Source organism: Paenibacillus paeoniae, from assembly GCF_003388735.1.
Taxonomy (GTDB): Bacteria; Bacillota; Bacilli; order Paenibacillales; family Paenibacillaceae; genus Pristimantibacillus; species Pristimantibacillus paeoniae.
This window is the reverse complement of record NZ_QUBQ01000007.1, coordinates 1-25,583: the sequence shown is the minus strand read 5'-3', so window position 1 is coordinate 25,583 and position 25,583 is coordinate 1. Positions and strand designations below refer to the sequence as shown.

24 protein-coding genes, 2 tRNA genes and 1 rRNA gene are annotated in these 25,583 nt (G+C 48.5%); 5 read left to right on the top strand and 22 right to left on the bottom strand.

The window, feature by feature from the left end; translation table 11 throughout:
* Window positions 1-12: 12 nt before the first annotated feature.
* Together DX130_RS23410 and cuyB are read left to right on the top strand one after the other, a co-directional pair.
* On the top strand, window positions 13-1,512 hold the full coding sequence (locus DX130_RS23410; RefSeq protein ID WP_116049517.1) for a UDP-N-acetylmuramoyl-L-alanyl-D-glutamate--2,6-diaminopimelate ligase: 1,500 nt from the start codon (window positions 13-15) through the stop codon (window positions 1,510-1,512).
* Between the two features lie 2 nt (window positions 1,513-1,514).
* Window positions 1,515-2,231, top strand: a complete 717-nt coding sequence (gene cuyB, locus DX130_RS23405) for a cysteate racemase (protein ID WP_116049515.1) — start codon at window positions 1,515-1,517, stop codon at window positions 2,229-2,231.
* Window positions 2,232-2,392: 161 nt separating this feature from the next.
* On the opposite strand, the gene DX130_RS23400 is transcribed toward cuyB, so the two are convergent.
* From DX130_RS23400 to asnB, 4 genes are read right to left on the bottom strand one after another with little or no spacing between them, the layout of a single operon-like run.
* Window positions 2,393-3,478, bottom strand: a complete 1,086-nt coding sequence (locus DX130_RS23400; RefSeq protein WP_116049513.1) for a C39 family peptidase — start codon at window positions 3,476-3,478, stop codon at window positions 2,393-2,395.
* Window positions 3,479-3,524: 46 nt separating this feature from the next.
* Window positions 3,525-4,526 (bottom strand): lipid II:glycine glycyltransferase FemX, encoded by a 1,002-nt coding sequence (locus DX130_RS23395; RefSeq protein ID WP_116049511.1) that lies wholly within the window; start codon window positions 4,524-4,526, stop codon window positions 3,525-3,527.
* Entirely contained in the window at window positions 4,526-5,752 is a 1,227-nt protein-coding gene (locus DX130_RS23390; protein ID WP_116049509.1) for a carboxylate--amine ligase, read from the bottom strand. The genes DX130_RS23395 and DX130_RS23390 overlap by 1 nt, the downstream gene beginning before the upstream one ends.
* A gap of 18 nt (window positions 5,753-5,770) precedes the next feature.
* On the bottom strand, window positions 5,771-7,618 hold the full coding sequence (asnB, locus tag DX130_RS23385) for an asparagine synthase (glutamine-hydrolyzing) (protein ID WP_116049508.1): 1,848 nt from the start codon (window positions 7,616-7,618) through the stop codon (window positions 5,771-5,773).
* Window positions 7,619-8,062: 444 nt separating this feature from the next.
* Between asnB and DX130_RS23380 the strand changes: the two genes are divergently transcribed.
* Window positions 8,063-8,866, top strand: coding sequence for a DUF4097 family beta strand repeat-containing protein (locus DX130_RS23380; RefSeq protein ID WP_165861429.1), 804 nt, complete (start codon window positions 8,063-8,065; stop codon window positions 8,864-8,866).
* 69 nt (window positions 8,867-8,935) lie between these two features.
* Here the strand turns inward: DX130_RS23380 and DX130_RS23375 are convergent.
* Window positions 8,936-9,011, bottom strand: a tRNA-Arg gene (locus tag DX130_RS23375).
* 209 nt (window positions 9,012-9,220) lie between these two features.
* Here DX130_RS23375 and DX130_RS23370 point away from each other — a divergent pair.
* Window positions 9,221-10,111, top strand: coding sequence for an alpha/beta fold hydrolase (locus tag DX130_RS23370; protein WP_165861428.1), 891 nt, complete (start codon window positions 9,221-9,223; stop codon window positions 10,109-10,111).
* Between the two features lie 80 nt (window positions 10,112-10,191).
* Here the strand turns inward: DX130_RS23370 and DX130_RS23365 are convergent, their stop codons facing one another.
* The 5 genes from DX130_RS23365 to DX130_RS23345 all read right to left on the bottom strand — a co-directional run bounded on the left by DX130_RS23365 (window position 10,192) and on the right by DX130_RS23345 (window position 14,687).
* Complete coding sequence (locus DX130_RS23365) at window positions 10,192-11,610, bottom strand: hypothetical protein (RefSeq protein ID WP_116049502.1); 1,419 nt, start codon at window positions 11,608-11,610, stop codon at window positions 10,192-10,194.
* A complete protein-coding gene (locus DX130_RS23360; protein WP_116049500.1) occupies window positions 11,597-12,151 on the bottom strand; it encodes an RNA polymerase sigma factor in 555 nt (184 codons plus the stop codon). The genes DX130_RS23365 and DX130_RS23360 overlap by 14 nt, the downstream gene beginning before the upstream one ends.
* 98 nt (window positions 12,152-12,249) lie before the next feature.
* Window positions 12,250-12,579 (bottom strand): HIT family protein, encoded by a 330-nt coding sequence (locus DX130_RS23355; protein ID WP_116049498.1) that lies wholly within the window; start codon window positions 12,577-12,579, stop codon window positions 12,250-12,252.
* 114 nt (window positions 12,580-12,693) lie between these two features.
* Window positions 12,694-14,001: a polysaccharide deacetylase family protein gene (locus DX130_RS23350; protein ID WP_116049496.1), complete on the bottom strand. Its 1,308-nt coding sequence runs from the start codon at window positions 13,999-14,001 to the stop codon at window positions 12,694-12,696.
* Window positions 13,998-14,687 (bottom strand): hypothetical protein, encoded by a 690-nt coding sequence (locus DX130_RS23345; RefSeq protein WP_116049494.1) that lies wholly within the window; start codon window positions 14,685-14,687, stop codon window positions 13,998-14,000. Before DX130_RS23345 ends, DX130_RS23350 begins: the two co-directional genes overlap by 4 nt.
* A 224-nt stretch (window positions 14,688-14,911) precedes the next feature.
* Between DX130_RS23345 and DX130_RS23340 the strand changes: the two genes are divergently transcribed.
* Entirely contained in the window at window positions 14,912-15,268 is a 357-nt protein-coding gene (locus DX130_RS23340) for a DUF4870 domain-containing protein (RefSeq protein ID WP_240644673.1), read from the top strand.
* Window positions 15,269-15,328: 60 nt separating this feature from the next.
* Here the strand turns inward: DX130_RS23340 and DX130_RS23335 are convergent, their stop codons facing one another.
* The 12 genes from DX130_RS23335 to rrf all read right to left on the bottom strand — a co-directional run bounded on the left by DX130_RS23335 (window position 15,329) and on the right by rrf (window position 25,441).
* Window positions 15,329-16,387 (bottom strand): hypothetical protein, encoded by a 1,059-nt coding sequence (locus DX130_RS23335; protein WP_116049491.1) that lies wholly within the window; start codon window positions 16,385-16,387, stop codon window positions 15,329-15,331.
* Window positions 16,388-16,505: 118 nt separating this feature from the next.
* Window positions 16,506-16,658 carry a small acid-soluble spore protein P gene (locus DX130_RS23330; protein WP_116049489.1) on the bottom strand — a complete coding sequence of 51 codons (153 nt, stop codon included), beginning with the start codon at window positions 16,656-16,658 and terminating at the stop codon, window positions 16,506-16,508.
* Between the two features lie 48 nt (window positions 16,659-16,706).
* Complete coding sequence (locus DX130_RS26615) at window positions 16,707-16,880, bottom strand: hypothetical protein (RefSeq protein WP_165861427.1); 174 nt, start codon at window positions 16,878-16,880, stop codon at window positions 16,707-16,709.
* A 12-nt stretch (window positions 16,881-16,892) separates the two neighbouring features.
* Complete coding sequence (locus DX130_RS23325; RefSeq protein WP_116049487.1) at window positions 16,893-17,240, bottom strand: hypothetical protein; 348 nt, start codon at window positions 17,238-17,240, stop codon at window positions 16,893-16,895.
* Between the two features lie 180 nt (window positions 17,241-17,420).
* Window positions 17,421-17,509 (bottom strand) — tRNA-Ser (locus tag DX130_RS23320).
* A 122-nt stretch (window positions 17,510-17,631) separates the two neighbouring features.
* Complete coding sequence (gene serS / locus DX130_RS23315) at window positions 17,632-18,912, bottom strand: serine--tRNA ligase (RefSeq protein ID WP_116049485.1); 1,281 nt, start codon at window positions 18,910-18,912, stop codon at window positions 17,632-17,634.
* Window positions 18,913-18,977: 65 nt separating this feature from the next.
* Window positions 18,978-19,562, bottom strand: coding sequence for a pyridoxal 5'-phosphate synthase glutaminase subunit PdxT (pdxT, locus tag DX130_RS23310; RefSeq protein WP_116049772.1), 585 nt, complete (start codon window positions 19,560-19,562; stop codon window positions 18,978-18,980).
* A 66-nt stretch (window positions 19,563-19,628) separates the two neighbouring features.
* Entirely contained in the window at window positions 19,629-20,510 is an 882-nt protein-coding gene (gene pdxS / locus DX130_RS23305) for a pyridoxal 5'-phosphate synthase lyase subunit PdxS (RefSeq protein ID WP_116049483.1), read from the bottom strand.
* Window positions 20,511-20,632: 122 nt separating this feature from the next.
* Window positions 20,633-21,931 (bottom strand): D-alanyl-D-alanine carboxypeptidase family protein, encoded by a 1,299-nt coding sequence (locus DX130_RS23300; protein WP_240644672.1) that lies wholly within the window; start codon window positions 21,929-21,931, stop codon window positions 20,633-20,635.
* Window positions 21,932-22,295: 364 nt separating this feature from the next.
* Window positions 22,296-23,753: an IMP dehydrogenase gene (gene guaB / locus DX130_RS23295; protein ID WP_116049479.1), complete on the bottom strand. Its 1,458-nt coding sequence runs from the start codon at window positions 23,751-23,753 to the stop codon at window positions 22,296-22,298.
* Between the two features lie 143 nt (window positions 23,754-23,896).
* The gene (locus DX130_RS23290; protein WP_165861426.1) at window positions 23,897-25,084 is read right to left on the bottom strand and encodes a GNAT family N-acetyltransferase; all 1,188 of its coding nucleotides are present in this window, start codon (window positions 25,082-25,084) and stop codon (window positions 23,897-23,899) included.
* Between the two features lie 240 nt (window positions 25,085-25,324).
* Window positions 25,325-25,441: ribosomal RNA gene (gene rrf / locus DX130_RS23285) — 5S ribosomal RNA — on the bottom strand.
* Window positions 25,442-25,583 lie beyond the last annotated feature (142 nt).

The window sequence follows — 25,583 nt, the reverse complement described above, 5'->3', positions numbered from 1 at the left end:
GGGGCGGATAGCATGCTGCTGACTTCCTTGGTTGAAAAACTTGATTGTGCCACCCTGCAAGGTGACTTGAATATTGATATTACCGACATTGCATTTGATTCGCGAGAAGTGACGAAGGGCAGTCTGTTCGTTGCTGTTACCGGTTTTACGCAAGATGGACATCACTATATACAAAAAGCGATAGAGCTTGGGGCTGTCGCCGTTGTCGTAGAAAAGGACGTCGCTGCGGCAGACTCCGTAACGGTGCTGAAGACAGCCGATACCCGAATAGCGCTTGCGCTGCTAGCAGCCCGCTTCTACGACCACCCTTCCGAGAAGCTGAACCTGATCGGCATTACGGGCACCAATGGCAAGACATCCACTACCTATTTCCTTAAATCAATATTGGAGCAAGCCGGCCGTAAGACTGGCGTAATCGGCACCATTGGCGCTAAGGTTGGCAACCAATCACTAAAGACAAAATCGACGACGCCGACAACGCCAGAGTCGCTTCATCTTCAGCATATGTTCGCCGATATGGTAGAGTCGGGTGTACAGGATTGCGTCATGGAAGTGTCCTCCCATGCCCTGAGCCTGCATCGCGCGGCGGCCTCCCGATTCAAGATCGGCGTCTTCACGAATCTGACGCCCGATCATCTGGAGCTGCACCGGACGATGGAAGAATATTTTGAAGCAAAGTCGATGCTCTTCGACCTGACGACCGATTTCAACCTTATTAATCTGGACGATGAATTCGGACGCAAGCTTTCTCAGAAAGTAGCCGGCTATGATACCAAGCTTGTGACATATGGCATTACAGATGAGGCTACGATCTATGCAACGGATATCCGCTATGGTCCCGACTATACGACGTATACTGCCCATACGCCTGCAGGACACGTTGACATTCGCGTCAACTTGCCAGGACTCATCTATGTCTATAATAGTTTGGCGGCTGTTGCGTGCGCCTATTGTAGCGGCATCGATTTGGAGCTGGCCGCGGCAGGTATTCACGCCGTAGAGAGCATCAAGGGGCGGCTTGAGGTCGTCTATCAAGATGAAGACCGGAAGATCATCGTAGACTTTGCGCATACGGAAGACAGTCTGGAGAAGGCGCTGTCTACACTGCGTCCGTTCACCAAAGGACGGCTGATTCTTGTATTCGGCGTCTACGCAGCCCCGGGTCAGCTCGGCAGCGGCAAACGTGAGTCAATGGGCAAAATTGCAGCACAGCATGCTGACTTCTGCGTCGTAACCACCGATAATCCGAAGGATCAGGATCCCGACACGATTATTGCGGAAGTATCCTCTGCTGTTAGAGCTGCTGGCGGACAATATACCGGCATCGTGGACCGCAAAGAAGCGATCCGATATGCTATTGATATGAGCCAAACCAATGACGTCATTCTTATTGCCGGCAAAGGCCATGAAACAACGCAAATTATCGGCAAGACGGAAGTCCCGTTCAATGAAGCAGAAATCGTGGGCGAGATCATGGCCGAACATACTAATTCAACTTCAAAGAAGGTTTGATCATGGAGAATAAAAGCTTAGGCGTAATCGGAGGCATGGGACCGAAAGCTACGGCTGTGTTCTTCGACAAGGTGATCGAGAATACGGTCGCGCAATGCGATCAGGAGCATGTCGACATGTTGATAATGAATCATGCGACCATTCCGGATCGCACAACAGTCATCATGGAAGGAACAGAGCAGCGCTTTTTAGATGCGGTTGCCCGCGATTTGAAACTAATGGAGCATGCAGGAGTCGCACATATCGCCATTCCGTGCAACACGTCCCACTATTTCTACGACGATATGCAAGCTATGACTTCAATACCGATTATCCATATGGTGGAAGAAACGATCCGTCTAATCCACGATCGGTACGGCGCAGGGATTAAGGTCGGAGTGCTGGCTACTTCCGGCACTATGAAGACCGGGGTCTACGCCAAGGCCTGCCAGAAATACGGCATAGATCTGCATATCCCGAATGAAACCATGCAAGCCCAGACGATGAAGATCATCTACTCCAACGTCAAACGAGATATGGATTTCTCACCGGAGGAGTTGGAGGTGCAAATCGATGAGCTTCGCACAGAGCATGGCTGCTCATGCGTCATCCTCGCCTGCACCGAGCTGTCTTGTATTACGCTTGGGCCGGACTATAGGCTCGACGTGATCGATGCGATGCAAGTTCTCGTAGAACGATCTATTATCCTATCCGGCAGGACACCTAAATCTACAGTGTGATTCTTGTAAGGCAGCGATGCTTCTTCTAAAAGCAAAAGATTAAATACTAGCGCGCCGCATGGCTCCTACGATAAAAACCTCCTGCAATCTGGCCCGAAGGTCAGTCTGCAGGAGGTTTTTTGAGCTTAAGTTATGGAGATGATCTCTAATTATAGCCGAAATTAATGAATAACCAAGGCATGAGTACCTAACGCATCGTAAGAAGCAAAAAATTCGTCTGCATCATATGTAACTTGTCCTTCGAGCGGATTCATAACATGAACCCGATTGCCCGGCCCGTAGCCATTCAACACGACACAATGAAGATTGACTGGCGCTTTGAACAGCTCGCCCGTATCGCTGAAATACCAGGAGGACGTAATTTGCGGCGGCGACAGATCGAGCGTCACCCAGATGACGACGGGATTGCCGCGATCAAGCTCGGCGTATATCTCTTCACGCGTGCTGCCGCTAATATCGACAGGCGTATGATCGCCTCCGAATTCGTCGAATACTTTGTTGGCGGCATCGATAATCGGCGGAGCATACGAGAACCAGGCAATTTGATCACGAGGGTTGCCGGCATATGCCTTGTACGGATTAGCCCCGTACAGTTTGCCGTCCTTCCGATAGAAGGACTCCTTCGGAAGATACTCGTCTGCCATTACTTCTTTGGTTAAATCATAACCCATGCCATTAAGCACGCTTGTGAGTGAAGTAATCTCACAGCCATTCGGCAGCTCAGGCTTCTGCATCACTAGCGGAACGTCGATATAGATCTCTGATACATCGAGCTCCCCGTTCTCTGTCCACTCATAACCTTTCACATAAGCAGGTATCGTGCTGGAGAAAGTCACTTCGCGATTTTCCTGATTAACGGCACCGCCGACAGCTTGATTATCCAGCTCGAACGGCTCCATAATGCTGCTTTGCTTGATCAAATAGTTAGTACCATAATTCAGCTTGGAAGATACGGCTCTTCCATCCGTTCCTGTCGTCACTTTCTCAATAACGGCATCCGTGCTGCCATTCACAATGGTGAATTCCGTGCCTGTGATCGGCAGGGTCGTAGTGCTGTCCGTGTGAACAATCGTGATGACGCCCTGCTTGACCTTCTCGACAACTGCCGGAGTGCTCTCCGCTTGCTCGCCGTCATTCGTGACTGGTTTGCTTATGCCATCGCCTCCCCATTGGAACCCGCTCTTCCCAATAAGAACAACCAGCACCACCAATCCTGCCGTCATAGCAATCAATAAAAGCCTCTTCAATCGTCTGTACCTCCATGCTTCTGTCTTTTTTCAGATTGATATGTTTCTACTTGCTCGTAAATGTTCGATAAGCTTCCTCATTCAGCACACGATCGATCTCGCCGATGTACTCCGTGTAACGGTCCGGATGGCAGAAGCCTTCCTTGAACCTGTACAAGCCATCCGATTGATCGAGTTTGAATACGCCGCCAAAATCATACCGGGCCTTGCCTTGCTCTACAGCCCATTTGATCATTTCCCACTGCAGCAGATGCGGGGCCATCAAGTTGCGTTTCTCATTGGCGCTTGCCCCGTAAATGTACCAGGTCTTGTCTCCATAGCTGATTGCGACCGCTGCGGCAATCGTATCTCCTTCATGCTCCGCCAGATAGATGCGCGTATAATCCCGGTAAGCTTCCAGCATGCGTGCAAAATAAGGGTAAGGACGATACGAGATGCCATGGCGATTGCTCATCACCACGTACAACTGGTGAAATAGCTCCAAATCGGCAGACTCTGAGCTGAAGCGCGTCGTTACACCTTTACGTTCCGATAGGCGGATGTTGTAGCGTGTCTTGGAGTGAAAGCCCTCCAGCAATTCGCTCTCCGTCTTCCCCTTCAAATCCAGCACCATGTTGTAGCGCGGCTGCGTCGTATCCTTGGAGGATACATTGCGATTGCGCAACACATAGCCGAGTTCCGCATATTGCTTGTGCAGCTCTTTATCGTACGCCGTCTCCGGATCCATCCGCAGCACGAAAGCTTGATGATCACGTGCGGCCGCTTCAGCTTCCTGAATTAGACGATCCACAAGTGCCGTATCTTTCGGATCGCATACAGGTCCTTTGCAACAATAGGCCAGCTTCTGCTCCCCTACCGCATTCACCATCAGCACCGACATCGCAGCGATGATTTCTCCCGCTTCCTCCAAATAGACGTACAGCGGAATCCAGTTATTTTTGACCTCGGACCAGCCTGTATCCTGCGTGGTTGTTGCGAATGGAGAGGTTCGCAAGAAGCGCTCGTAACGTGACATTTCCGCTTCATTCGTGATGTCTACGATTGGCATTACAAATTTCCTTTCTGCTCGTAAAATTGTTTGAATCTGTCCTCGTAGCTTTTGTAATACTTGCGCACATGCCACCAACGCTTAATCGCTTTATCGGCATCGTATTGGAGCGTCATGCAGTACTTTTTCTCCTTGATGAGCTGTTTCATATAAGTGACAGCTTCTTTGTCCTCTGTATAGCTGAGTGCGACTTCCTTCGGCACACCGAGCCATAAATGCTCCGTCTTCGCATAGACGACAGCCTCATGCTTGCCGTAGACCAGATTGTCCACGATAAACTTGGCCAGGTTGTAGCCACTGCCCGTCGTAAAGAAGCTGCTTCGGCCTTGGCGAAGATTAATCTCGAAGATTTTATACTTGCCGTCTCTCGCATCATATTTCATGTCGAAGTTAGCCAGCCCCGTATAACCTATTGCCTCAAGAAATTGCTGATATTGCTTGTAGATGTCCTCATTGTATTCGTTAACAATCGCGACATAGTTCCCTACAAGAGAGGGGGTACAATCCTCTAGAAGCGGTCTTCCCAAGCACATAAGGCGAACCTTGCCGGTCTGATCCGAATAAGCGTTCAAGACGCGCATATGGGAGTCATCGCCTGGAATAAAGTCCTGCACGATCATCTTTCCTGCATATGAAGAAGCATAGATGGCCTGGAGCGTGCGCTCCAGTTCAGCTTGTTCTTTAATGATATAGGCTTTCTTCTTCCCTTCGAACGACGCTTCGAGATAGGCAATGCTGTCTGCCGGTTTCAAGGCGACCGGGAAGCCGAATGGCAGCTCTACCCCATCCTTGTTCTCCTTCGTCACGATATAGGTAGCCGGGAAATCAAGACCGTACTGCTCGCATAACGCATAGAAGCGGTCCTTGTACAACAGCTCGTCGATCCACTTCTCAGCAACGAACGGCAGCTCGTAATGCGCTGCCAGCTTATCCTGATTGCGGATAACAAGCTCCGCATAGCTGTCACTGCTGGCGATTAATATGAGCTTCTCCGCCTCTTGCTTCAGCTCATTAGCGAAGGCAATGAGTGCATCCGCGAACACGTCCGGCTCATCCAAGTTCTCGACAACCTTAATGGTCGTAATATCAGAGAAGTTCGTCATGAACAAGCGGCCCTTGCCGATGCAGCGGCTCGTTACGCCGTATTCCATATGGAAGGAACGCGCCATCCCGTACGCGTTAATATCCGTGCCTAAGATGACCGGGATGAAATCCTGCTTTGCCACGAGATCGAACCCCTTTTCCTACATATCAATGAAAAATCGCTTGTACCAGACCAAAAATACATATGTCGTCCACACATACCGCGCACGGTTCTTGCGGCCATGATAATGCTCGTCCAGATAGCCGATCAATACGTCGGTATTAAAGAAAGCTTTGGCATATTCCGCCGAGAACGTTTCCTTCACCAGCTTGTAATACCGCTCCTCGCGCAGCCAGTGACGGACCGGAACCGGGAAGCCCAGCTTCGGACGGTTCGCCCACTCCTCCGGCAAATCCTTCAGCGCTGCCTGACGCAGCGCGTACTTGGTATCGATTGAATTGACCCGGTAGCGTGAAGGCAGCTTCTTGCCAAGCTCCATCACTTGCTTGTCCAGAAACGGTACACGCAGCTCAATAGAATGAGCCATGCTCATCTTATCCGCCTTCAGCAAGATATCGCCCGGCAGCCATAGATGAAGATCCAGATACTGCATCTTCGTAACGTCGTCTGCCCCCTTCACCTTCGCATAGATCTTGCCGGTCACGCTGGCAACGGAAGGACCCTTGCTGAATTCAGGTGTCAGAACGCCGAGCGCGTCTTCTTCACTGAAGATGACCGCTTCACCAATGAAGCGCTCCTCGACCTTCTGTCCGCCTTTGACCAGAAACTCGGTAATCCGATTCTTAGGCAGACTCTTGCCGAGATAGTAAGCCGCACGCCGAATGCCATATGGCAGCTTCTCGTACTTCTCCATTTTTGGCGAATTCTGATACCATGGATAACCGCCGAAGATCTCGTCGGCGCCCTCGCCAGACAGCACAACCGTTACGTGCTTGCGCGCCAGCTCCGCCAGGAAATAAAGCGGCAGCGATGACAGATTGGAATGAGGCTCATCCATATGATATTGAATCGTAGGAAGTGCGTTAAAGCATTCTTCTGCCGTGACCATCTTGCGTTCATTCTGCACATTCAGCTGTTCCGATAAATCCTTCGCCAGGTTCGTCTCATTGAACATCGCCTCATAATCGGCGAAGCCGACAGAGAATGACTTGTTCGGACGAAGCAGAGAAGTAATATAGCTGGAGTCGATTCCCCCGGATAAGAAGGAACCTACCTTCACGTCACTAATCTTGTGTGTCGCTACCGATTCTTTCATCGTCTCATGGATTTCGTCGACATAATGCCCCAGCGTGTTCTCTTCCTCGCGGAACGACTTATCCCAGTACTTCTCGATCTGGACATCGCCGTTCTTGATAACCATGTAATGGGCTGGCGGCAGCTTGTACACGCCCTTGAAGAAGGTCTCGTCCATCGACGAGTATTGGAACGTCAAATAAGGGCGGAGCGCATCCTTATTCAATTCCTTCACGAAAGAAGGATGAGGAAGGAACGACTTGATCTCCGAGCCGAAGATGAACGTGTTGTCCACCGTATTACGTGTATAATATAACGGTTTGATGCCGAAGCCATCACGCGCGATAAACGTTGTGTTGTTGCGCTTGTCCCAGATGCAAAAGGCGAACATGCCGCGCAGACGCTGCAGCATCTCCGTACCGTAAGCCAAATAACCGTGAAGCAAAACCTCTGTATCCGAGGATGTACGGAAGATATAGCCTTGCGCTTGCAACTCCTCGCGAAGCTCCTGGAAGTTATAGATCTCTCCATTGAAGACAAGCACGATATTGCCATCATCGCTATATAGCGGCTGGTTCGCTGCTGTAGACAAGTCGATAATGCTCAGTCTGCGGAAACCGAGTACGATGTCCTCATCCTCGTGCACGCCGCCGCTATCCGGACCGCGATGAATAATGGTCTCAAGCATATGTTCAATTGTAGCTGAATGATCAACTGCATTTTTTCCTTTTATATATCCGACAAAACCGCACATATTATTTCACCTCTATGTTCATATCCATACCATTTTACCATAGGCGGCCCCATTCCCCTACTAAACCGAGGGCAAAAGGAAAACCAAGCCATTTCTTAAGGCTATTGGCCCTCTTCCATGATACCTTCTTGCCGGAAGGTTGTCGACTTGTGGCGGTTAGAATATCTTCATAATTTCACCAGCCGTTCATCTTTCTTTCAGCCGTGATCCAGATCAGCCTGCATGGCTTCATTACGACCTCAAAGTTGTTTCATCTCACTTCAATTCTGTTCCAGATTCCGGAAAAACCAGGCCTTAAGTCTAGTACCATTCACCGTCGGAGGTCTGTTTTGACTAGAGCTTTTTTTCCCTATAATAAAAGACAGAAGTTAAATTATGGATGAATTGAGGGCGCAGGCTCTTAAATATAGTGATTACTACACGGAATCGAAAAGGGGAGCAACCATGAAAAACTATCAAAAAATAAGTCTGCTTGTTACAGCCACGATGCTGGCCATTACACTAACGGCATGCAGCGGAACCGTCAACAAATTTACGGATAAAACCATCATTGGCGAAGGATCAGGTTCGGGCGAAGTCGTATCGAAGGGCAAGCATTCCTTTGAGGCTGATGAATTCGGAAGCTTGAAAGTCGTGACGGAAGCGATGTTAATTGATATCGTACGCAGCCAATCGGAGAAGGCTGAAGTTGAACTACTGACTGACAGCAAGGTCGTGAAGGATATTACCTTTAATGTCGCAATCAAAAAGGATGTGCTTGAAATTGAAACAAAAGAAAAGAACAGCAAAATTATCGGAGATAACCGTGGGGAACGCCGGTTGATTATTGCGTTACCTGAGAAACAATACGATAAAGTAACGATCAACAATAATTTCGGCGCTATCAAAGGTACTCAACTGCACGCCAATTCACTCCATGTCAAAATCGATGCAGGCTCAATCCGATTGAGCGATGTTGCGGGCGCTATCAAAGCCGAAACGGCAACGGGGGATATCGAGTTGAATGGCATTAACTTGGATAACGACCTTGTGGCTAAAACAGAGGTAGGCACGATTCGGGTGAAGCTGAATGAATCTCCGGCTGCCGCTAGCGTGAGCCTGAAAAGCGAGGTCGGCAGCGTCACCAGCCATCTGGAGACGCTGGAGTACACCGCTAATACCAAGCGAGAGATCACCGGAACAATCGGAACGAACGGGCCTCGCCTGGAAGCATCCGTGGCCGTCGGTTCTGTAACCATAGATGTATAATTTCAATCAAAGAGGGGTTGGCCGCGATGGCCAACCCCTTATCTGCACTCTATCATAACGCGCCAACACTGGCGGCCCCGAGATGAATCGAACATCCGACACCACGTTTAGGAAACGTGTGCTCTATCCGCTGAGCTACGGGGCCACAGCAATATTTATTATAACATAAGTAAGGGGTACAGCCAAAAGGGAAATACCCCGATTTCTTTAACGAAATAGACACCAAAATACATTTCTGATATTACGAACGACAGTACCGCGACCTAGGAAATTATGGTATTATTTATATCGATATACATCTGCCCCAATCGGCTACTACCTATCTCCATATCCAATATCCACGAGGTGCTCAAGATGAAAAAAGCTTCTATCCCTGCCGCAACTGAGACTTCTTTGCATTTCAAAACGGCCAAACGGCAATCAAGCTACGATCGCAAGTATCAAGAAAGTTTGTTGAACTGGCCAGTCCCGTTTATCTCCTTTTTTGTGCCCACCCGCTTCGGATCCACTCATATTCTTTCCTGTGGCCCAGAAGATGGAACACCGCTTGTGCTCTTGCATGCGATGGGATTCAGCTCTACTGTCTGGTACCCCAATATTGAAGTTCTGGCGAAAAAGCACCGCATTTATGCCATTGATTATATTGGCGATTTGAACAAGAGTTTGCCGACAGCTACTCCGGCAAGCCGTGAAGAATGCGGGCAGTGGATGGATGATGTTCTTCGTGAGCTGCAACTGGATACGGTCTCGCTGGGCGGCATATCGTATGGCGGCTTTCTCGCTTTGAACTATACTCTTTATGCTCCGCATCGGATCCTTAAGCTGTTCTTGCTCAGCCCTGCTGCTACCTTCGTAGAGCTTCACCCAACCTTTATTCGTCGAATCATCTCTATAGCTGCCTTGCCGATGAAATGGAATATACGTAGGTTTCTGGGCTGGCTATCCAAGCACAAGCTGAATTCATCAATGGTCAATCAATTTCATGCCGCTTTCCGGTACGGCTCGCTCTCGCTGAAGGTTGCTCCTGGTGTGTACAGCGACGATGAGCTTCGCCAGCTGCAGCCTCCGCTCTTGCTGCTTCTCGGTGATCAGGAAGTCATCAGTGACTCTGGCCAAGCTTATGTCCGTGCGACCGAGCTTTGCAAAACGATACAGGCTGAATTGCTTCCAGGCCTGGGTCATATGTTGAATTTGGAGAATCCCGCCGAGGTGAATAAAAGACTGGAACAGTTTTTGCATAGTTAATATCATAACTGTACGTAAGCCCCCTACAAAAAAGCATCCACAATATACGAGGCAGCTTTGCTGAATGATTACCTATTCGCCTAAGACAAAACATTACCGCTCTCGTCTAATGCTTGAATCGTACAATCAAAGGCATCGCTCTTATTTGTCGGGAAGTAGTGAACAAAGAATCGATCCCCTTGCTCATTCGTCATAAATGGCAGATCTAATGGCTCACCCTTCGGATCCATTAATTGCAGCTTCGCCACTTCAGCGTCGCGAATAAACCCAAATACAAAGGCATGCTCATACAACGCTCCCCAAGCATAATGGAAAAACTCATTGCCTTTACCCGCAAGTGATCCATCTGCAAAATTCACGTTAGCACTTACACCCAGCGATGAGGGGATTACTATTTTATTTGAGTCGTGCTTGCTCTCTTCCCTTAAATTTACCACGTATATTTTGTATGTCTGGACGGGCGTAATCCTATCATCATCGACCATCAACAGCATTTGAGAACCATCTTGCATGTTGACTTGGTTCAGTATTTCTAAGTATGGATGACTGAGCGCACCACTTGCAATCTCACGCCACTCCTGCTGAGATAGAGCACTAAAACTGTTCATGTTTTGAACGTTCTTACTGTACCTGTGCTTGATCCGGCCATCCGTTTCGATTAGCATCAGGTCTCCGGTAAGACTATTAAGAGCCTCAATCGTAATGGGTCCCTCGCTTAATTCGGATGACAATACCTTGAACCATAGGCGTTGACCGTTCGACTGACTAAGCTGCAACGCAGACTCTTGCTGCCCCGCTTTGTTGGAAAAACGGACCTCCGTCAGCCGCTCGTTCAGCACAAAACCAAATGCGAACCTGATCGTATGACCATCTTCATTCCGGAAAGAACCCCAATTGTACGTCATCCAGTCATTGTCGGCCTGCTGCTCATACGTCTTCGGTCCCTTAAGCGGAATCGCAGAGAAGGAGGTCGACACCTTGTAGGCTTCGCTTTGGCCTTTCTTTATCTCTACCGTAAGAAGCTCATATAGGTAATCATCTCCGCCCTGCCTGGTCATGAAGAGCAACTGACGATCTTCATTGATAACCTCTCGATGCAACAATTCGAGTCCAGCCACCTTCGTACTCCCCTCCAAAAACCCGTTCCAATCCAGCTCCGCTAATTGTGCGTCCATCTCCTGATCAGGCTGCAGCTCGCCAAGCGCCGTCGCTTCTTTCTCCTTCATCGGAAAAGTCCGGTTATCCTCGTTGTTCGACGCATGATAGCCCTCATGTGGAGGCACCGTACCCATGTCTGAGCCCGACATCCATACATCCTTGGACAAAAAGATAACCGAAATCACAACTGCACAGGCCGCAAAAGCGTAAATGATCCGTTTTCGCCATGCTGTAGTTCTTTCCCTCGGCGCCAATATGCTCTCCACGGATATCGACACCTGCTTGCCTGGCACAGGACGCCTTCGCAGCGCCTGCTCCAGATCAACATTATACTCCCTCATGCTTCATACCTCCCCTGTACCGCTCAGCCAGCTTCAATCTGGCATGGTGCAATCGTGACTTGACCGTGCCTAGCGGAAGATGCAGCAATTTCGCAATCTCCTCCTGCGTCAATTCATGATGAGCATGAAGCACCAGCACCTCACGCTGCTTGACTGGAAGTCCTAGCACAAGCTGCCAGGCTTCTGATGTCTGCAAGCGATCCATCGCTTGCTTCTCCGCCGATGGGGCCCCCGCTCCAGCTTCTCTCATCTCACCCATAAGCAGCACCCGCCGAAAAAATCCGCTTTTCATCCGGTTGAAGCTAACGTTACGTGTAATACGCAGCAGCCAGCTTTTGATCGAGGCTTCTCCACGGAACGTATGCAGCTTCTCATACACTTTCAAGAAAACGTCCTGTGCAATATCATCGGATAAGTCCACACTGCGCGTAATCGAGAAGGCATAATCCCACACATCATGGCGATAGGCATGAATGAGATCATGCAATACCTGCTCCCGATCATAACCGCCCGCCAGTGTATTCAAATAGGTAAAATCCAACTCCTGCTCACCTCCACCTCTATACAGACAACCTTGTCGCCGATATCGTTCAATTTTTCCATAAAAAAAGGAACCTTACGGTCCCTTTCCTTATTCGCTTATCGCAACGGGTCTCCATAGGCTACGTGCCAATGAAGATGTTTGGAATCCTGATATTGCCCCAAATTGGTCAGCACCCTGCTTGCGCCATATTGCTCCGTCACCTTGGCAGCCACTTGCTTAATGACGCCGATTAACTCCAACAGCAGATCATCGTCGCTCTCTTCCAATGTAAGCAGGGAAGGGATATGTCGCTTCGGAATGACGACGATATGAACCGGATAAAACGGCCTCGTGTGATGGTAGGCCAATACGCGCTCCGTTTCCAAAACTCGATTCACTTCTGTTCGTCCGCTAAGTACTTCTTCGCAATAAAAGTCTTCCGACATAAAAACCTCCAAATGATGGAATTATTCCTAAATAGAAACTATTCGACGCCATTCCACGCTTCCCTGCACGAAAAAAAACAGCCCTTTGCGACTATGCCGCATTCAGACTGCCGATTATTGAAAGATGGTGAATTTCAGCTCTTGCTTCTTCAAAAATTGGATAATATCGGGCAATGCCTCAAGCGTCGCTTTCTTCTCATGTAGGACATAGATCCCGCCCGACGCCTCTGTTTGTTTAAAATATTGCATAATATCGCTCGCTTCATTCGTACGCCAATCCTCGGGATCGCGATTCCACATCAGCATTTTCATTCCCAGATCCTCGACTGTATCCGATAATCGATCGTTCAAAGACCCGTATGGCGGGCGAAACAGAGATATTGGCTGGCCGATGAACAGCTCCAGCTTTTCATTCGCTGCTATAATATTGTTTGCCATTTTATCGTTTTTCAGTGGAGCCAAATTGCTATGATCCCAAGAATGGTTGCCTACAGCCATACCTTGTTCACGTGCATAAGCCACAGCTTCCGCATCCTTGCTTGCATTTCTTCCTACAAACAGGAATGTCGCCAACACTTCATGCTTAGTTAATTGATCCACGATGTCCTTGGTATAGATGGAAGGGCCATCATCAAAGGTCAACGCCACGTATCCCTTCGGCAGGCTGTAATAAGGCTCACCTACTGTCAGCTCGATGATCTCCGGTGTGACTAACTGAGCCCCAGCTTCTTCGGGCTTGGCTGAGCTATCCGGCTCTGCCTGGAGATTTGCCGTGACGACAATCCCGCTCCCCGCTTCGCCTTGCGCCTGAACGAAATGATCATTCGGCCACGAAGACGTCCCCTCCTGAATGGTGTCAACCGCTGCGGTCATTGGGGGATGCAGGTCTCTTACCGCTTCCCCTTGGTTTGCCAAGAAGCGACCTTCCAGTTCGATCCAGGATACATAAATCACGCCTGTCACGACGAGCAAGCGCAAGGAAGCAGTCAGAAACCGTGTTATCTTCTTTATATATGTATTTGTGCTTACGAGTGAAGCCTCCCGATCTATCAGCATAGTCTGCTGATTGTGATCCACTGCCACTTGTTCAGGCAAATCACCCTTTCGAATCTGCTCCATGAGATCCGCATACAGCTTAGAACAAGTGAAATAATGCGTCTCACTCTGTTGACCTTTCGACTTGATCACCGAGCTATACTGGACCTGCCGATAAGGATCCCAGCTGGTATAGAGTGACAATCTGGCCCGCTCTTCCTCTTTAGGAGCGAGTGGAAATACTTGCTGACCCGTGTCCTCATCCACCTCCAGCATGACCACATTACGTTGGCCATTCCGTTCAATCGCCAGCCGCAGTTCATGGCGACCATGATTGACTTCCAGCGACAACAGCTCAATCGTCTGCAAGGCTTCCGTACTCATCATTGGTTGTCTCTACCTAACGGCGCAGACATGCGATTGGTGAAATCACTGATCATATTCGCCAAATACACTTTCTCCTGATGCGTCGCCTCGTACTTCTGCTTGAGATGCTGATTCTCAACTTCCTGTCTGCCAATCTTCTCCTCGAGCTCGTGAATGCGCTTATTCTTTTCACCAAGCGTATCGTTATGTTTCTGAAGAAGACCTTGATACTTCTGCTGCTCCAGTTCAATAACGCTCTTGAGCTCTTCAATCTCCGCAGACAACTTCCGTTGCAGCTCGCTGTAATCCTCTACGACTTGGTCCACTTTCATGTTTTTATCTACGATCTTCTGTTCCAGCTCGAGAATGCTCTTCTCACGCTCTTCAATGACCTTGTTCAGATGGCGCGCATCTCGGTTCAGCCGATCAATATTCCCGCTGGCATGAGTCAGTCGGTCTTGAAGCTCATTCACTTGAAGCTCTGTATGCTGCTTGGCCTGAATCATTTGTTCTACTGCGAAGATCAGATCCAGCGACTTTTTATCCATTTTTGACTTGTTCGGAACATTAGCCCCATAAGCTCTGTCCTCGTTCCCTGCATCAGCGGCAAGGTCCGTCTGATCAGGCAGAGATCCCGGAACTAGGTCTTGCGGCTGGTCGCTTGGCTTCTCCGATGTTTCTTTTTTCTTGAAAAAAGGAGAAATCATGTCGTCTGTCACCTCTTATCGGTTCATGTAAAATTTTGTCGAAGTTAATTAGTTCTATTATAAATAAAATTTCCACAATTTAAGTGGGACTTTGTGTCTACCTGCGAAAAACAATTCTTTTGCACTAGATTTGAGTAGTTAGGACTACAGGCTCCAAAGCTGTGCATATATTGCTTATTGAATGCTTCATGATGAGACTTTATTTTGATGAGGAGGGAATTTGCGTGTACGACCGGAATCCTGTATCGAGGGATGATCAAACGTTCGGTATGCTATGTCATCTGCTGGCCTTCAGTACCTTCATCATTCCTTTTGGCTCGATTATCGGCCCTCTTGTCATTTGGTTGATCAAGAAGGATCACTCCCCTTATGTCAACGAACAAGGCAAAGAATCGCTTAACTTTCAAATCAGCATTATGATCTATTGCATCATCTCCTCCATTCTCATTATTTTATTTATTGGCGTCCTGCTCCTCATAGCTATCGGCATTGCATGGTTCATCCTCGTCATTCTTGCTTCCATCAAAGCGAACGAGGGCAGCGTCTATCGGTATCCGGTGACGATTCGATTCATCAAGTGAAAAAATCCCCTCCTAACAGCTCTCAAGCCGGTAGGAGGGGATTTCTATCATTAATATGGATTACAGGCCGGCAGCTGCTCTGAACAGCTCTGTAAGCTGATCTTTGGTCAAGGCATCGGTCGGAAGTTCAGGGAACTCGACCTTCTTATTCAGTTCAGAATACTGAGCGGAGAAGGTCCCTCCGAACTTCGAGTCCATACCGCTCTCTGGATTCGTTTTTTGAACAGATATCTTGCCGCCCTGGTACACCAAATATTTGTCCTTAATGCCGCCCGTTAGTTCCAATGCATTAAACTTCAGATCATTTTGAAGCAGATTAAGCAGTTCTGTCTTTTTGGTATCCAGATTCGCCTTCATCTCTTCCAGATCAGCCTTTTCAATACCGGCCGCTTGAAGGTATGCTTCATTGTTCATCAATATATCCAAAATTTCCGGAAGCGCCTTGATGATCGTCTCTACCGTCTGCGGATATTGATCCTCATCAATGGCGAATTTCACTATTTGGTCAACCTTGAGATCTTTGGGCAAACCCGCTTCCTCAGCCTTTACATTGCTGAAATAGGTCTTCTCATCAGCGTGCTTCATCAGTGTGGAAAATAAATCCTGCATCATCTTCAGCAAATCGACAATATTCAGGTTCAGCTTGTCTGCACCTTCCTGCTTCGCTAGATCATCCAGGTCGAACTGCAAGTACTTGCCCACGACGGAATCCGGAATCCCGAACAAGGGAAGGGCTGGTACTTGAATATACAGCTTCTTCTCCGTAAGTATCATGGGTACCACCAATTTCATATCCATCATGCTAGGCAAAATAACTTCAAGATTAACGTCTGCCCGCATAGGTTCCGATGCATACGTCACGTCTGCTTTTATCGTTGCGTCCTTTACGATACCTGCAATCTGTGTGGGCGTAAATAACCATATATTAGAACCACCCGTATCGGGGAAATCCAGCTCGTCGAGCTGCAAGGTCATGGACAGTTTATAGGACTCGGCTGCCATTGTTTTCGCCGTCGCGGCTTCCAGGGCTGCCTTTGGTGGCGCTGAACTGCTGCATCCTGCAATAATCATCGTCAGAACAATTATCATGATAAGGGCAACTTGTTTAGCTTGCTTCATCAATCGTTGTACCTCCACTTTCTGTTTTGTAAGCAACTCCATTCTAAACTATATTGAGGGGATTGGATAGCTAGAAGTCAAAAAACGCCCCGTGTCAGCGATAGACACGGGGCGTTTCCTAACCTTCCGGATTGTTGTGGGATACATGGTTCTGTTTCTTCGTTTTTTTGGAGCCTGACAGCGGCTCCTGCAGGCCGTTATCGTGATCCTGCCGCTTCTTCTCATTATGTGGCACGCTCTCGGGAACAGGCATGCTCTTCGGCTTGCTCATTGCATTCCCCTCCTTCATCCATGCTGCTGTAAATGTGGATCCGACAAACTAACGTTGATTTTTCATATCTACGGGCTGATCGAAGTTCAGTGAATCCTGGTGACGACGATCATTCTTGTCTTGCTGAAGCTGCTGAGCTTGATGGCTGTTTACCGGTTCATTCTCCAGAGCATCCACAACATTAGATAAATTTTTATCGGCCGTTCCCTTTGCTTTCGACAAGCTCGTCACCCCTTAAGCATGAGTCAACTGCAGCAGCGCTTGGGCGCATTCATGCAGATGTCTCTTGTAATCATGGATCAATTGTTGAATCATATCCGTACGCTCGTCCACAGCCACGTTGTCCTTCTCTACATCGATAAGCTCGACAGACACTTCGCGGCTGCCTATATAAGTGACTTTAAAATCAAATTCATACATTTGATGACCTGCGGAATGTATCGTTACACGCAATGTCTTGTCGTCCGCCTCATCCTGCTGCACCACGCATCGATCCGAGCTATTGATAGTCTCCGGCAGCGTGCGCTGCCATGCGTCTGCAAGCTGCTGAGGATCTATTCGAAGCTCATCAGATTTCGCCATAAGTAAAGTAACACCTCCACAACGTTAAGATGCGATGCGGAGACGCTTTTTATACGACTCATTCCGCTTCTGGCTGCTGTGTATTCATCAAGAAATTGGGCAACGTCTGCTCTTTGTGTAACCTCACAACAAAAAGCGCCCGAACGCTTCTGCGTTCGGACGCTGGATATACGTATAAGCTGGCGGAGAGGAAGGGATTCGAACCCTTGTGGGCTTGCACCCTAACGGTTTTCAAGACCGCCCCGTTATGACCGCTTCGGTACCTCTCCACGTAAAATCATATCATCACTTAATCGTGACAAAGCTCATTGTACCACAGGTCAAAATTGATTTTCAAGTTATTTCGACCTGTGGTTATAAGCAAATTCGGATTATTTGATAATAAACCGGATTATTTTGCCGGGATAGCTTCAATTCCACCCATATAGGGACGAAGAACTTCAGGAATAATAACCGATCCGTCCGCTTGCTGGTAATTCTCCAGAATAGCAGCTACTGTACGGCCTACAGCCAATCCTGAGCCATTCAGTGTATGCACAAACTCCGGTTTGCTCTTCGCTTCTCTGCGGAAGCGGATGCCCGCACGACGTGCCTGGAAATCCTCGAAGTTGGAGCAAGATGAGATTTCACGGTACGTATTCGCACTTGGAATCCATACTTCCAGATCATAGGTTTTCGCTGATGTGAAGCCCATGTCGCCCGTGCACAGAGTCAGAACGCGATATGGCAAGCCTAACAATTGAAGCACCTTCTCCGCTTCGCCTGTTAGCTTCTCAAGCTCCGCGTAAGAGTCCTCCGGCTTCACCAGCTTCACAAGCTCAACCTTGTTGAACTGATGCTGGCGAATCAAGCCGCGCGTGTCACGACCCGCTGATCCCGCTTCAGAGCGGAAACAAGCGCTGTATGCCACGAAGTTTTTTGGAAGGTCTTCGTTATCCAAAATTTCATCGCGATGAATGTTCGTCACCGGTACTTCAGCTGTAGGGATCAGATAATAATCGGTATCCTTGATCTTGAACAAATCTTCTTCGAACTTCGGAAGCTGTCCCGTGCCGATCAAGCTATCGCGATTAACAATATACGGCGGCAGAACCTCTTCATAGCCGTGCTTGTCACTGTGCAGATCCATCATGAAGCTGATCAGCGCGCGCTCCAGGCGTGCCCCAAGACCGCGGTAGAACGTGAAGCGAGAACCCGTTACTTTCGCCGCGCGCTCAAAGTCAAGAATGCCAAGCTCATGAGCGACATCATAATGCGCTTTTGGCTCAAATTCAAAAGTTGGCACTTCGCCGATACGGCGAATCTCCACATTCTCTTCCTCCGAAGCGCCTACAGGAACGCTTTCACTCGGAATGTTCGGAATATTAAGCGTCAGCTCTTCGACCTGGACATCCATCTCACGCAATTGGTCGTCCAACTCTTTAATCCGGTCGCCTACTTCACGCATCTCCAAGATAAGGCTGTCGGCGTCGCCGCCAGACCTCTTCAGCTTCGCTACCTCTTGGGATACCGTATTACGGCGGTTTTTCAGTGTTTCCGTTTCTTGAATGAGCTCGCGGCGCTTTTGGTCAAGCTCCGGGAAACCGGCAATGAGGTCCAGCGAAGCGCCGCGATTGCGAAGCGCCTGCTCCACCTTTTCAAATTCGGTACGCAGTAATTTTACGTCTAACACGTTTCTATGGGCCCCTCTCTCGTGAGAGTATTAGTTAGTTCTTGGTTTAGTGCGTCATGCTTGGCTTATGCCTTCGCAGCAGCGGCTTCCTTCACCATCTCCAGGAAATAAGCATGCAGACGGAAATCATCTGTCAGCTCCGGGTGGTAGGATGCTGCCAGCAGCGTCCCTTGTCTAGCGGTCACGATCTCATCATTGTATGTCGACAATACCTCTACGTCAGCACCAACCTCCTTGATGAGTGGCGCACGGATAAATACCGCGCGGATCGGCTCGTCAATGCCCTTTACATCCAAATCCGTCTCGAAGCTCTCGCGTTGACGGCCGAAGGCGTTGCGCGCTACAGTCATGTCCATCAGCTTCAGATGAGCTTCCTCGTTTCCATCTATACGATCAGCCAGAACGATTAGTCCCGCGCAGGTACCGAATAAAGGCTTGCCTTGAGCCGAAAATTGACGGATTGCATCCATAAATTCGTACTTCCGCATCAGCTTGCCAATCGTCGTACTCTCGCCGCCAGGGATGACCAGGCCGTGCAGCTCATCAAGCTGCTCTACACGCTTAATAGCGACCGCTTCCGCGCCCGCTGCTTCCAAGCTTCGAATATGCTCTGCTACTGCGCCTTGTAGCGCAAGTACGCCTATCTTCATCTTTATATTCGCCATCCTTTTAAAAGACCGGCCTCCCCCGAAGGCTTGGCCGGCTCATCTGATCTCTTAAATTCCGCGATCTTGCATACGCTCGGAAGCGTTCAGCTTCGAAATTTCGATACCTTTCATCGGCGTACCCAAGTTTTTGGATACTTCGGCAATCAGCTTGTAATCTTGGTAATGAGTTGTCGCTTCTACGATTGCACGAGCGAACTTCTCAGGGCTGTCCGATTTGAAGATACCGGAGCCTACGAATACGCCGTCAGCACCAAGATGCATCATAAGCGCTGCATCAGAAGGTGTCGCTACACCGCCTGCCGCAAAGTTAACGACCGGCAGCTTGCCTGTTTGGTGTACATCAAGCAGCAGATCGTAAGCAACGCCAAGCAGCTTCGCTTCATTATACAGCTCGTCTTTCGACAAGCCTTGAATTTTACGAATTTGACCATTAATCAGACGAAGATGACGAACAGCTTCTACGATGTTGCCTGTTCCTGGCTCGCCTTTCGTACGCAGCATCGCTGCGCCCTCTTGGATACGACGAAGCGCTTCGCCCAGATCCTTCGCACCGCATACGAATGGGATCGTAAAATCATTTTTGCTAATATGGAAGACTTCATCCGCTGGCGTCAATACTTCGCTCTCGTCGATGTAGTCAACACCCATGGATTCCAGTACTTTCGCTTCAACGTAGTGGCCGATACGAGCTTTCGCCATAACCGGAATGGAAACCACTTTCATAACTTCCTCTACGATCGTCGGGTCAGCCATACGGGCTACGCCGCCTGCCGCACGAATATCGGAAGGAACACGCTCAAGCGCCATAACTGCCGTAGCGCCTGCCGCTTCTGCTACTTTCGCTTGCTCGGCGTTCATAACGTCCATGATAACGCCGCCTTTTTGCATCTCTGCCATACCGCGTTTTACGCGCGATGTACCTGTTTCCATCGTTTAGTTCCTCCTATTATTCATCCCTTGGAATGTTGATCATTACCGCAGTGTTCTAACCATTGATTTTACAGGAATGGCGTCTAATCGACAAGCCTAGATTCCTTGTAGTTTGCTCGGAATTAGAATAAATCGAGAATGCTATTGAATAAGTTCGAGAAGAAGTCACCGATTGCACGGAAGAACAGACGGAACCAGCCCGCCTTCTCCGCTTCTTCAGTCGTTACAAGGTTTACGGTATAATCCAGATCTTTTCCTGTTGCGTTGTCCGCATAGGTGTACGTCACCGTACCGACCTTCGTACCGGCTTCAATAGGCGCTACCAATTCAGTCTCCGGTATAAGCTCGAAGCCTTTCATCTCAATCTTAGGCTCAACGCCCTTCATGATCATAAACGTAATGTCCTTGTCTGTTACGACAGGAATAGTCTTCTTCTTGCCCTTCTTAATCTTGACCGTTTCCACAGTTTCTACCACAGATTTTGGCGGCAGCACCGTCTTTTTCTCAAATGTAGCGTACGCGTAATTGTACAATTTCGCTGTTTCATAGAATCTCATATCTTTACTGCTTGTATCCATAACAACGCTAATAAAACGCATATCGCCTCTCTTTACCGTACCGGTAAAGTTGTAACCTGCTGCTTTGATAAAGCCGGTTTTCATGCCGTCAACGCCTTCATAAGCTAGATGCTTAAGCGAAATTTTGTTGACGTTGGAACCCAGCATGTAGTTGAAATTAATCATTGGAGCCGTATCGCGCTCACGGAACTTATAATCCTGAATATTCGAGAATTCCAGAAATTCAGGAAACTCCAGCAAAATATGACGGGCTAGTCTTACCACATCGCTTGCCGACATAACGGTCGTATCCTCGAATCCGGATACACTTGTGAATATAGCTGTTTTCAAGCCCAACTCGTCAGCTGTCGCGTTCATTTTATCGATAAAAGCTTCCAGACTGCCGGATACTTCAATTGCCAATGCCTTTGTTGCATCATTGGCCGAGCCAACCGCCATTGCTATATATAAGTCTCGGACTGAATGCTGATCGCCAGCTGCCAGAAAAATTTGCGATTCCGAACGATCGGTATCGGCCGCAACAGGATCTACCGTCACGACATTTTCCCAATTCATACGCCCGTTTTTAATCTCCTTAAGTACTATGTACTCTGTCATCAACTTGGTCATGCTTGCAATCGGCAGTGCCTCGTCCGGATTAACCTCGAACAACACCTGTCCCGATTCTGCTTCGATGAGGATGGCGGATTTCACTTGCAAGCCTAGCGAATTTTCTGTACTAGGCCTATTGTCGAAACCGACTGCCAGAGCGCTCGTAGCGCTAAACGACAACACAGCCAACCACAACGCCAAACTAGCAGCTATGACTGACAACATCCGAACCGGTCTTCCCTTTACCTTCAATGTCGTTTCCCCTTTTCCCATTGATTTGTCCAAGCCTAATTGTAACATAGGAGAACACTACAATTAAACCTTTTAAAGGTTACAATCAAATGAGAGATCCTTCATTCAAAGTGGTACATTTGACATCATTTTAGTATTAAATTACATCTCAAGATACGGAGAACAGCATTAGCATGATTTACGGATTAAACGAGGTTGTAAGCATAATATCCTTAGTCTTGTAAGTTTCAATATCGTGTCGAAAAAATAGTGGAATCATGGAAATAGATCGCTTACTTGGCATCAAAAAACCAGACAACAACGGCCGATGTCGGCGAGTCACTGTCTGGCATATATCCCGTTAGTCGGGTCTACATCTATTTGATTAAAGCGAGTAATTTGGCGCTTCTTTCGTAATTTGCACATCATGCGGATGACTCTCGCGAAGACCCGAACCTGTGATCCGAATAAATTGCGTATCGTTTTTCAGTTCCTCCAAGGAAGATGTTCCACAATACCCCATGCCGGAACGTAAGCCACCAAGCAATTGGTGAACGGTATCTGCAAGAGGTCCCTTGTAAGGAACGCGGCCTTCGATACCTTCCGGAACGAGCTTATTCTCGTTCTCTTGGAAGTAACGATCCTTGCTGCCTTCTTTCATCGCACCAAGCGATCCCATACCACGGTATACTTTGAAGCTCCGGCCTTGGAAAATTTCAGTCTCGCCCGGGCTCTCCGCCGTACCTGCGAACAAGCTGCCGATCATAATAGCACTTGCTCCAGAGGCGATTGCTTTCGTAATATCGCCGGAATACTTAATGCCGCCGTCTGCGATAATCGGTACATTGTATTCTCTTGCAACCGTTGCACAGTCGTAAATTGCTGTGATTTGCGGTACGCCAATACCAGCGATAACGCGCGTTGTACAGATCGAGCCTGGTCCAATGCCGACTTTGATGACAGAGGCGCCTGCTTCGATCAGATCACGTGTTGCGTCGCCTGTCGCTACGTTGCCAGCAATGATCGTCAGATCCGGATAAGCTGTACGAAGCTTGCGAACCGCTTCAAGAATATTGATATGATGGCCATGAGCGGAATCAACGACAAGCACGTCGATACCTGCGTTCACGAGCGCTTCAGCACGGTCCATTGTATCCTTCGAAATACCTACAGCTGCGCCGCAAAGCAATCTGCCCTGTGCGTCTTTCGCAGCATTCGGGAATTGGATTGCTTTCTCGATATCCTTGATCGTAATAAGACCCTTCAGCGTGTTTTCATCATCCACGAGAGGAAGCTTCTCGATCTTATGCTGTTGAAGCAGACCTTCCGCTTCTTGCAGTGTAGTGCCGACCGGAGCCGTTACGAGATTTTCACAGGTCATGACTTCACTGATTTTAATGGAGAAATCGTGGACAAAACGAAGATCGCGATTCGTAAGAATGCCTACCAGCTTCTTGTTTCCATCTACAATAGGCACACCGGAAATACGGTATTTGCCCATAAGCTCTTCCGCATCGTACACATGATGGTCACGTGTAAGTGAGAACGGATTCGTAATAACACCGCTCTCCGAACGCTTCACACGGTCTACTTCTTCAGCTTGCTGTGCGATGGACATGTTCTTATGGATGATACCGATACCGCCTTCACGAGCGATTGCAATCGCCAAAGCAGATTCCGTGACGGTGTCCATGCCTGCGCTAATAAGCGGGATGTTGAGCTTGATGCTGTCGCTTAACCGAGTCGAGATATTAACCTCTCTTGGAAGCACTTCTGATTTGCGCGGAACAAGCAGTACGTCGTCGAACGTTAGCCCTTCTTTAGCGAATTTCGTTTCCCACACGAGTATGTTCCTCCCTTATTTTCATAGCCTCGATCGTATATTATTAGCAATATTAGCAGAGGGGGTAGGGGCTGTCAAGGCTAGTCCAGTGCCTATAAATACCGCGTTTTCCTGCATTTAAGAAGCCTGAAATTTGGCAATCTTCAGAAAAAATCAAGAAGGTACGTTGTTCGTTCGGGAATACGACGATGTAAGCGATTTATTGCATGAAGCGGTCCGCGAATACGATTCAAAGACGATAATTGAGCCGTTGTCCGATAGCCAAGCATAAGGGTACTTAAATCTCCAATTTCGAGTTCAAGAGCATTATCTGGCTTAAATAATTGCGGATCGCGACTTACGTTCACTTCGCCTTTGACATCTATATGGATCATATACTCTCCTGTATTCCACGGGGCATACGTGTCCGTTACCTTAAGATAGAACTGTTCTTCTTCGCCGCCTGTAAACGGATATAGCTTGATGAATGCTTCTACATCCACAATACGTGCCATAAAGTAAGGCACAATCTCTTGCTTAACCCTCGGATCGGGGAGAAGATCGGTTAACATATCATCAACTGGCGCATTGACAACGACACGCTCAATCATCGAATCATGCTGACCTACAAAGCTCCAGAGTGCAGAGCGTGCTTCCTCATTTAAATATATAAACTCATGGATGTTAAGCTCTCTTTTCGCCACCTCATATATGAGGTAACCTTGACCGTTTCCATCAATGTCGGTAAATAGAGCAATCTGTCCCGGTTTTCGCTTGCTGACTCGTCTCTCCCACCATAGTGGCGAACGCTGAAGCGAGCCGTTGAATTGACTGGCATATACTTCATAGATTTCAGCCACGCGTTCATATCCACTGACTCTTTCAATTTTGCCAGAATACGTCGTTCTTTTCGGCAGTTGGTTAACCAATAGCGTGTAAGTTTTCGCATCTGTATAGGTGCCCCACCCGAATTTGCGATAAAAACCAAAGGCGAATGGTGCTAGGAAGGACAGGGTTTGTCCTTTTACTCTCATCTCTTGTAGGGCATGAACCAACAGTTTCCCAACTAAGCCTTGGCGCCGATACTCCGGCCATGTGGCTACTCCGGCAACGCCACCCATTTGAAAGGGGCGACCTGCAATATACGTCTGCAAGTTAAGCACCGCAGCCTGTGCCGCCAGTTGGCCATCGATGAGCACTGCCCAGCGATCAGCCGGCTCGTGAATAAAATTATATTTAATTTCCTCTAGTTCCGATGTTGACCGTTTAAACTGAAATGCAAATTGAGACAACGCCATACTCTCTTCAAATCTCTCTAAGTCCAGGCTAACAATCTGTTCATCTGCCGACATTCCTATCGCCTCCATTGCATCTTAAAGGGTATCATCTGAACATCAAGTAACAAAATCGAAAAAAATCACTTTACTCTATGGCAACCATAACATGGGTGATGTAATGAAGCAAATTCGGAGGGTTCTACACTTAGGTAGAGGCACGTCGCCGGGGATTTTGGGATAGGCGAAGCCCTTCATCCCAAAGTCCCCGAACGCACAAAAAACCTGCCGCAATGATTCTGCGACAGGCCATTTTGTGCTTGGCGACGTCCTACTCTCCCAGGACCCTGCGGTCCAAGTACCATCGGCGCTGAAGGGCTTAACGGTCGTGTTCGGTATGGGAACGCGTGGTTCCCCTTCGCCGTCATCACCAAACGATCAAGGGTTTGCACCTTGAAAACTGGATACGAAAGTAGCTGTTTTGTACTTTAGCTTGTCTGTGGCTTGTATGAACCACAAACGATTAGGATAAGCCCTCGACCGATTAGTATTCGTCAGCTCCACACATTGCTGTGCT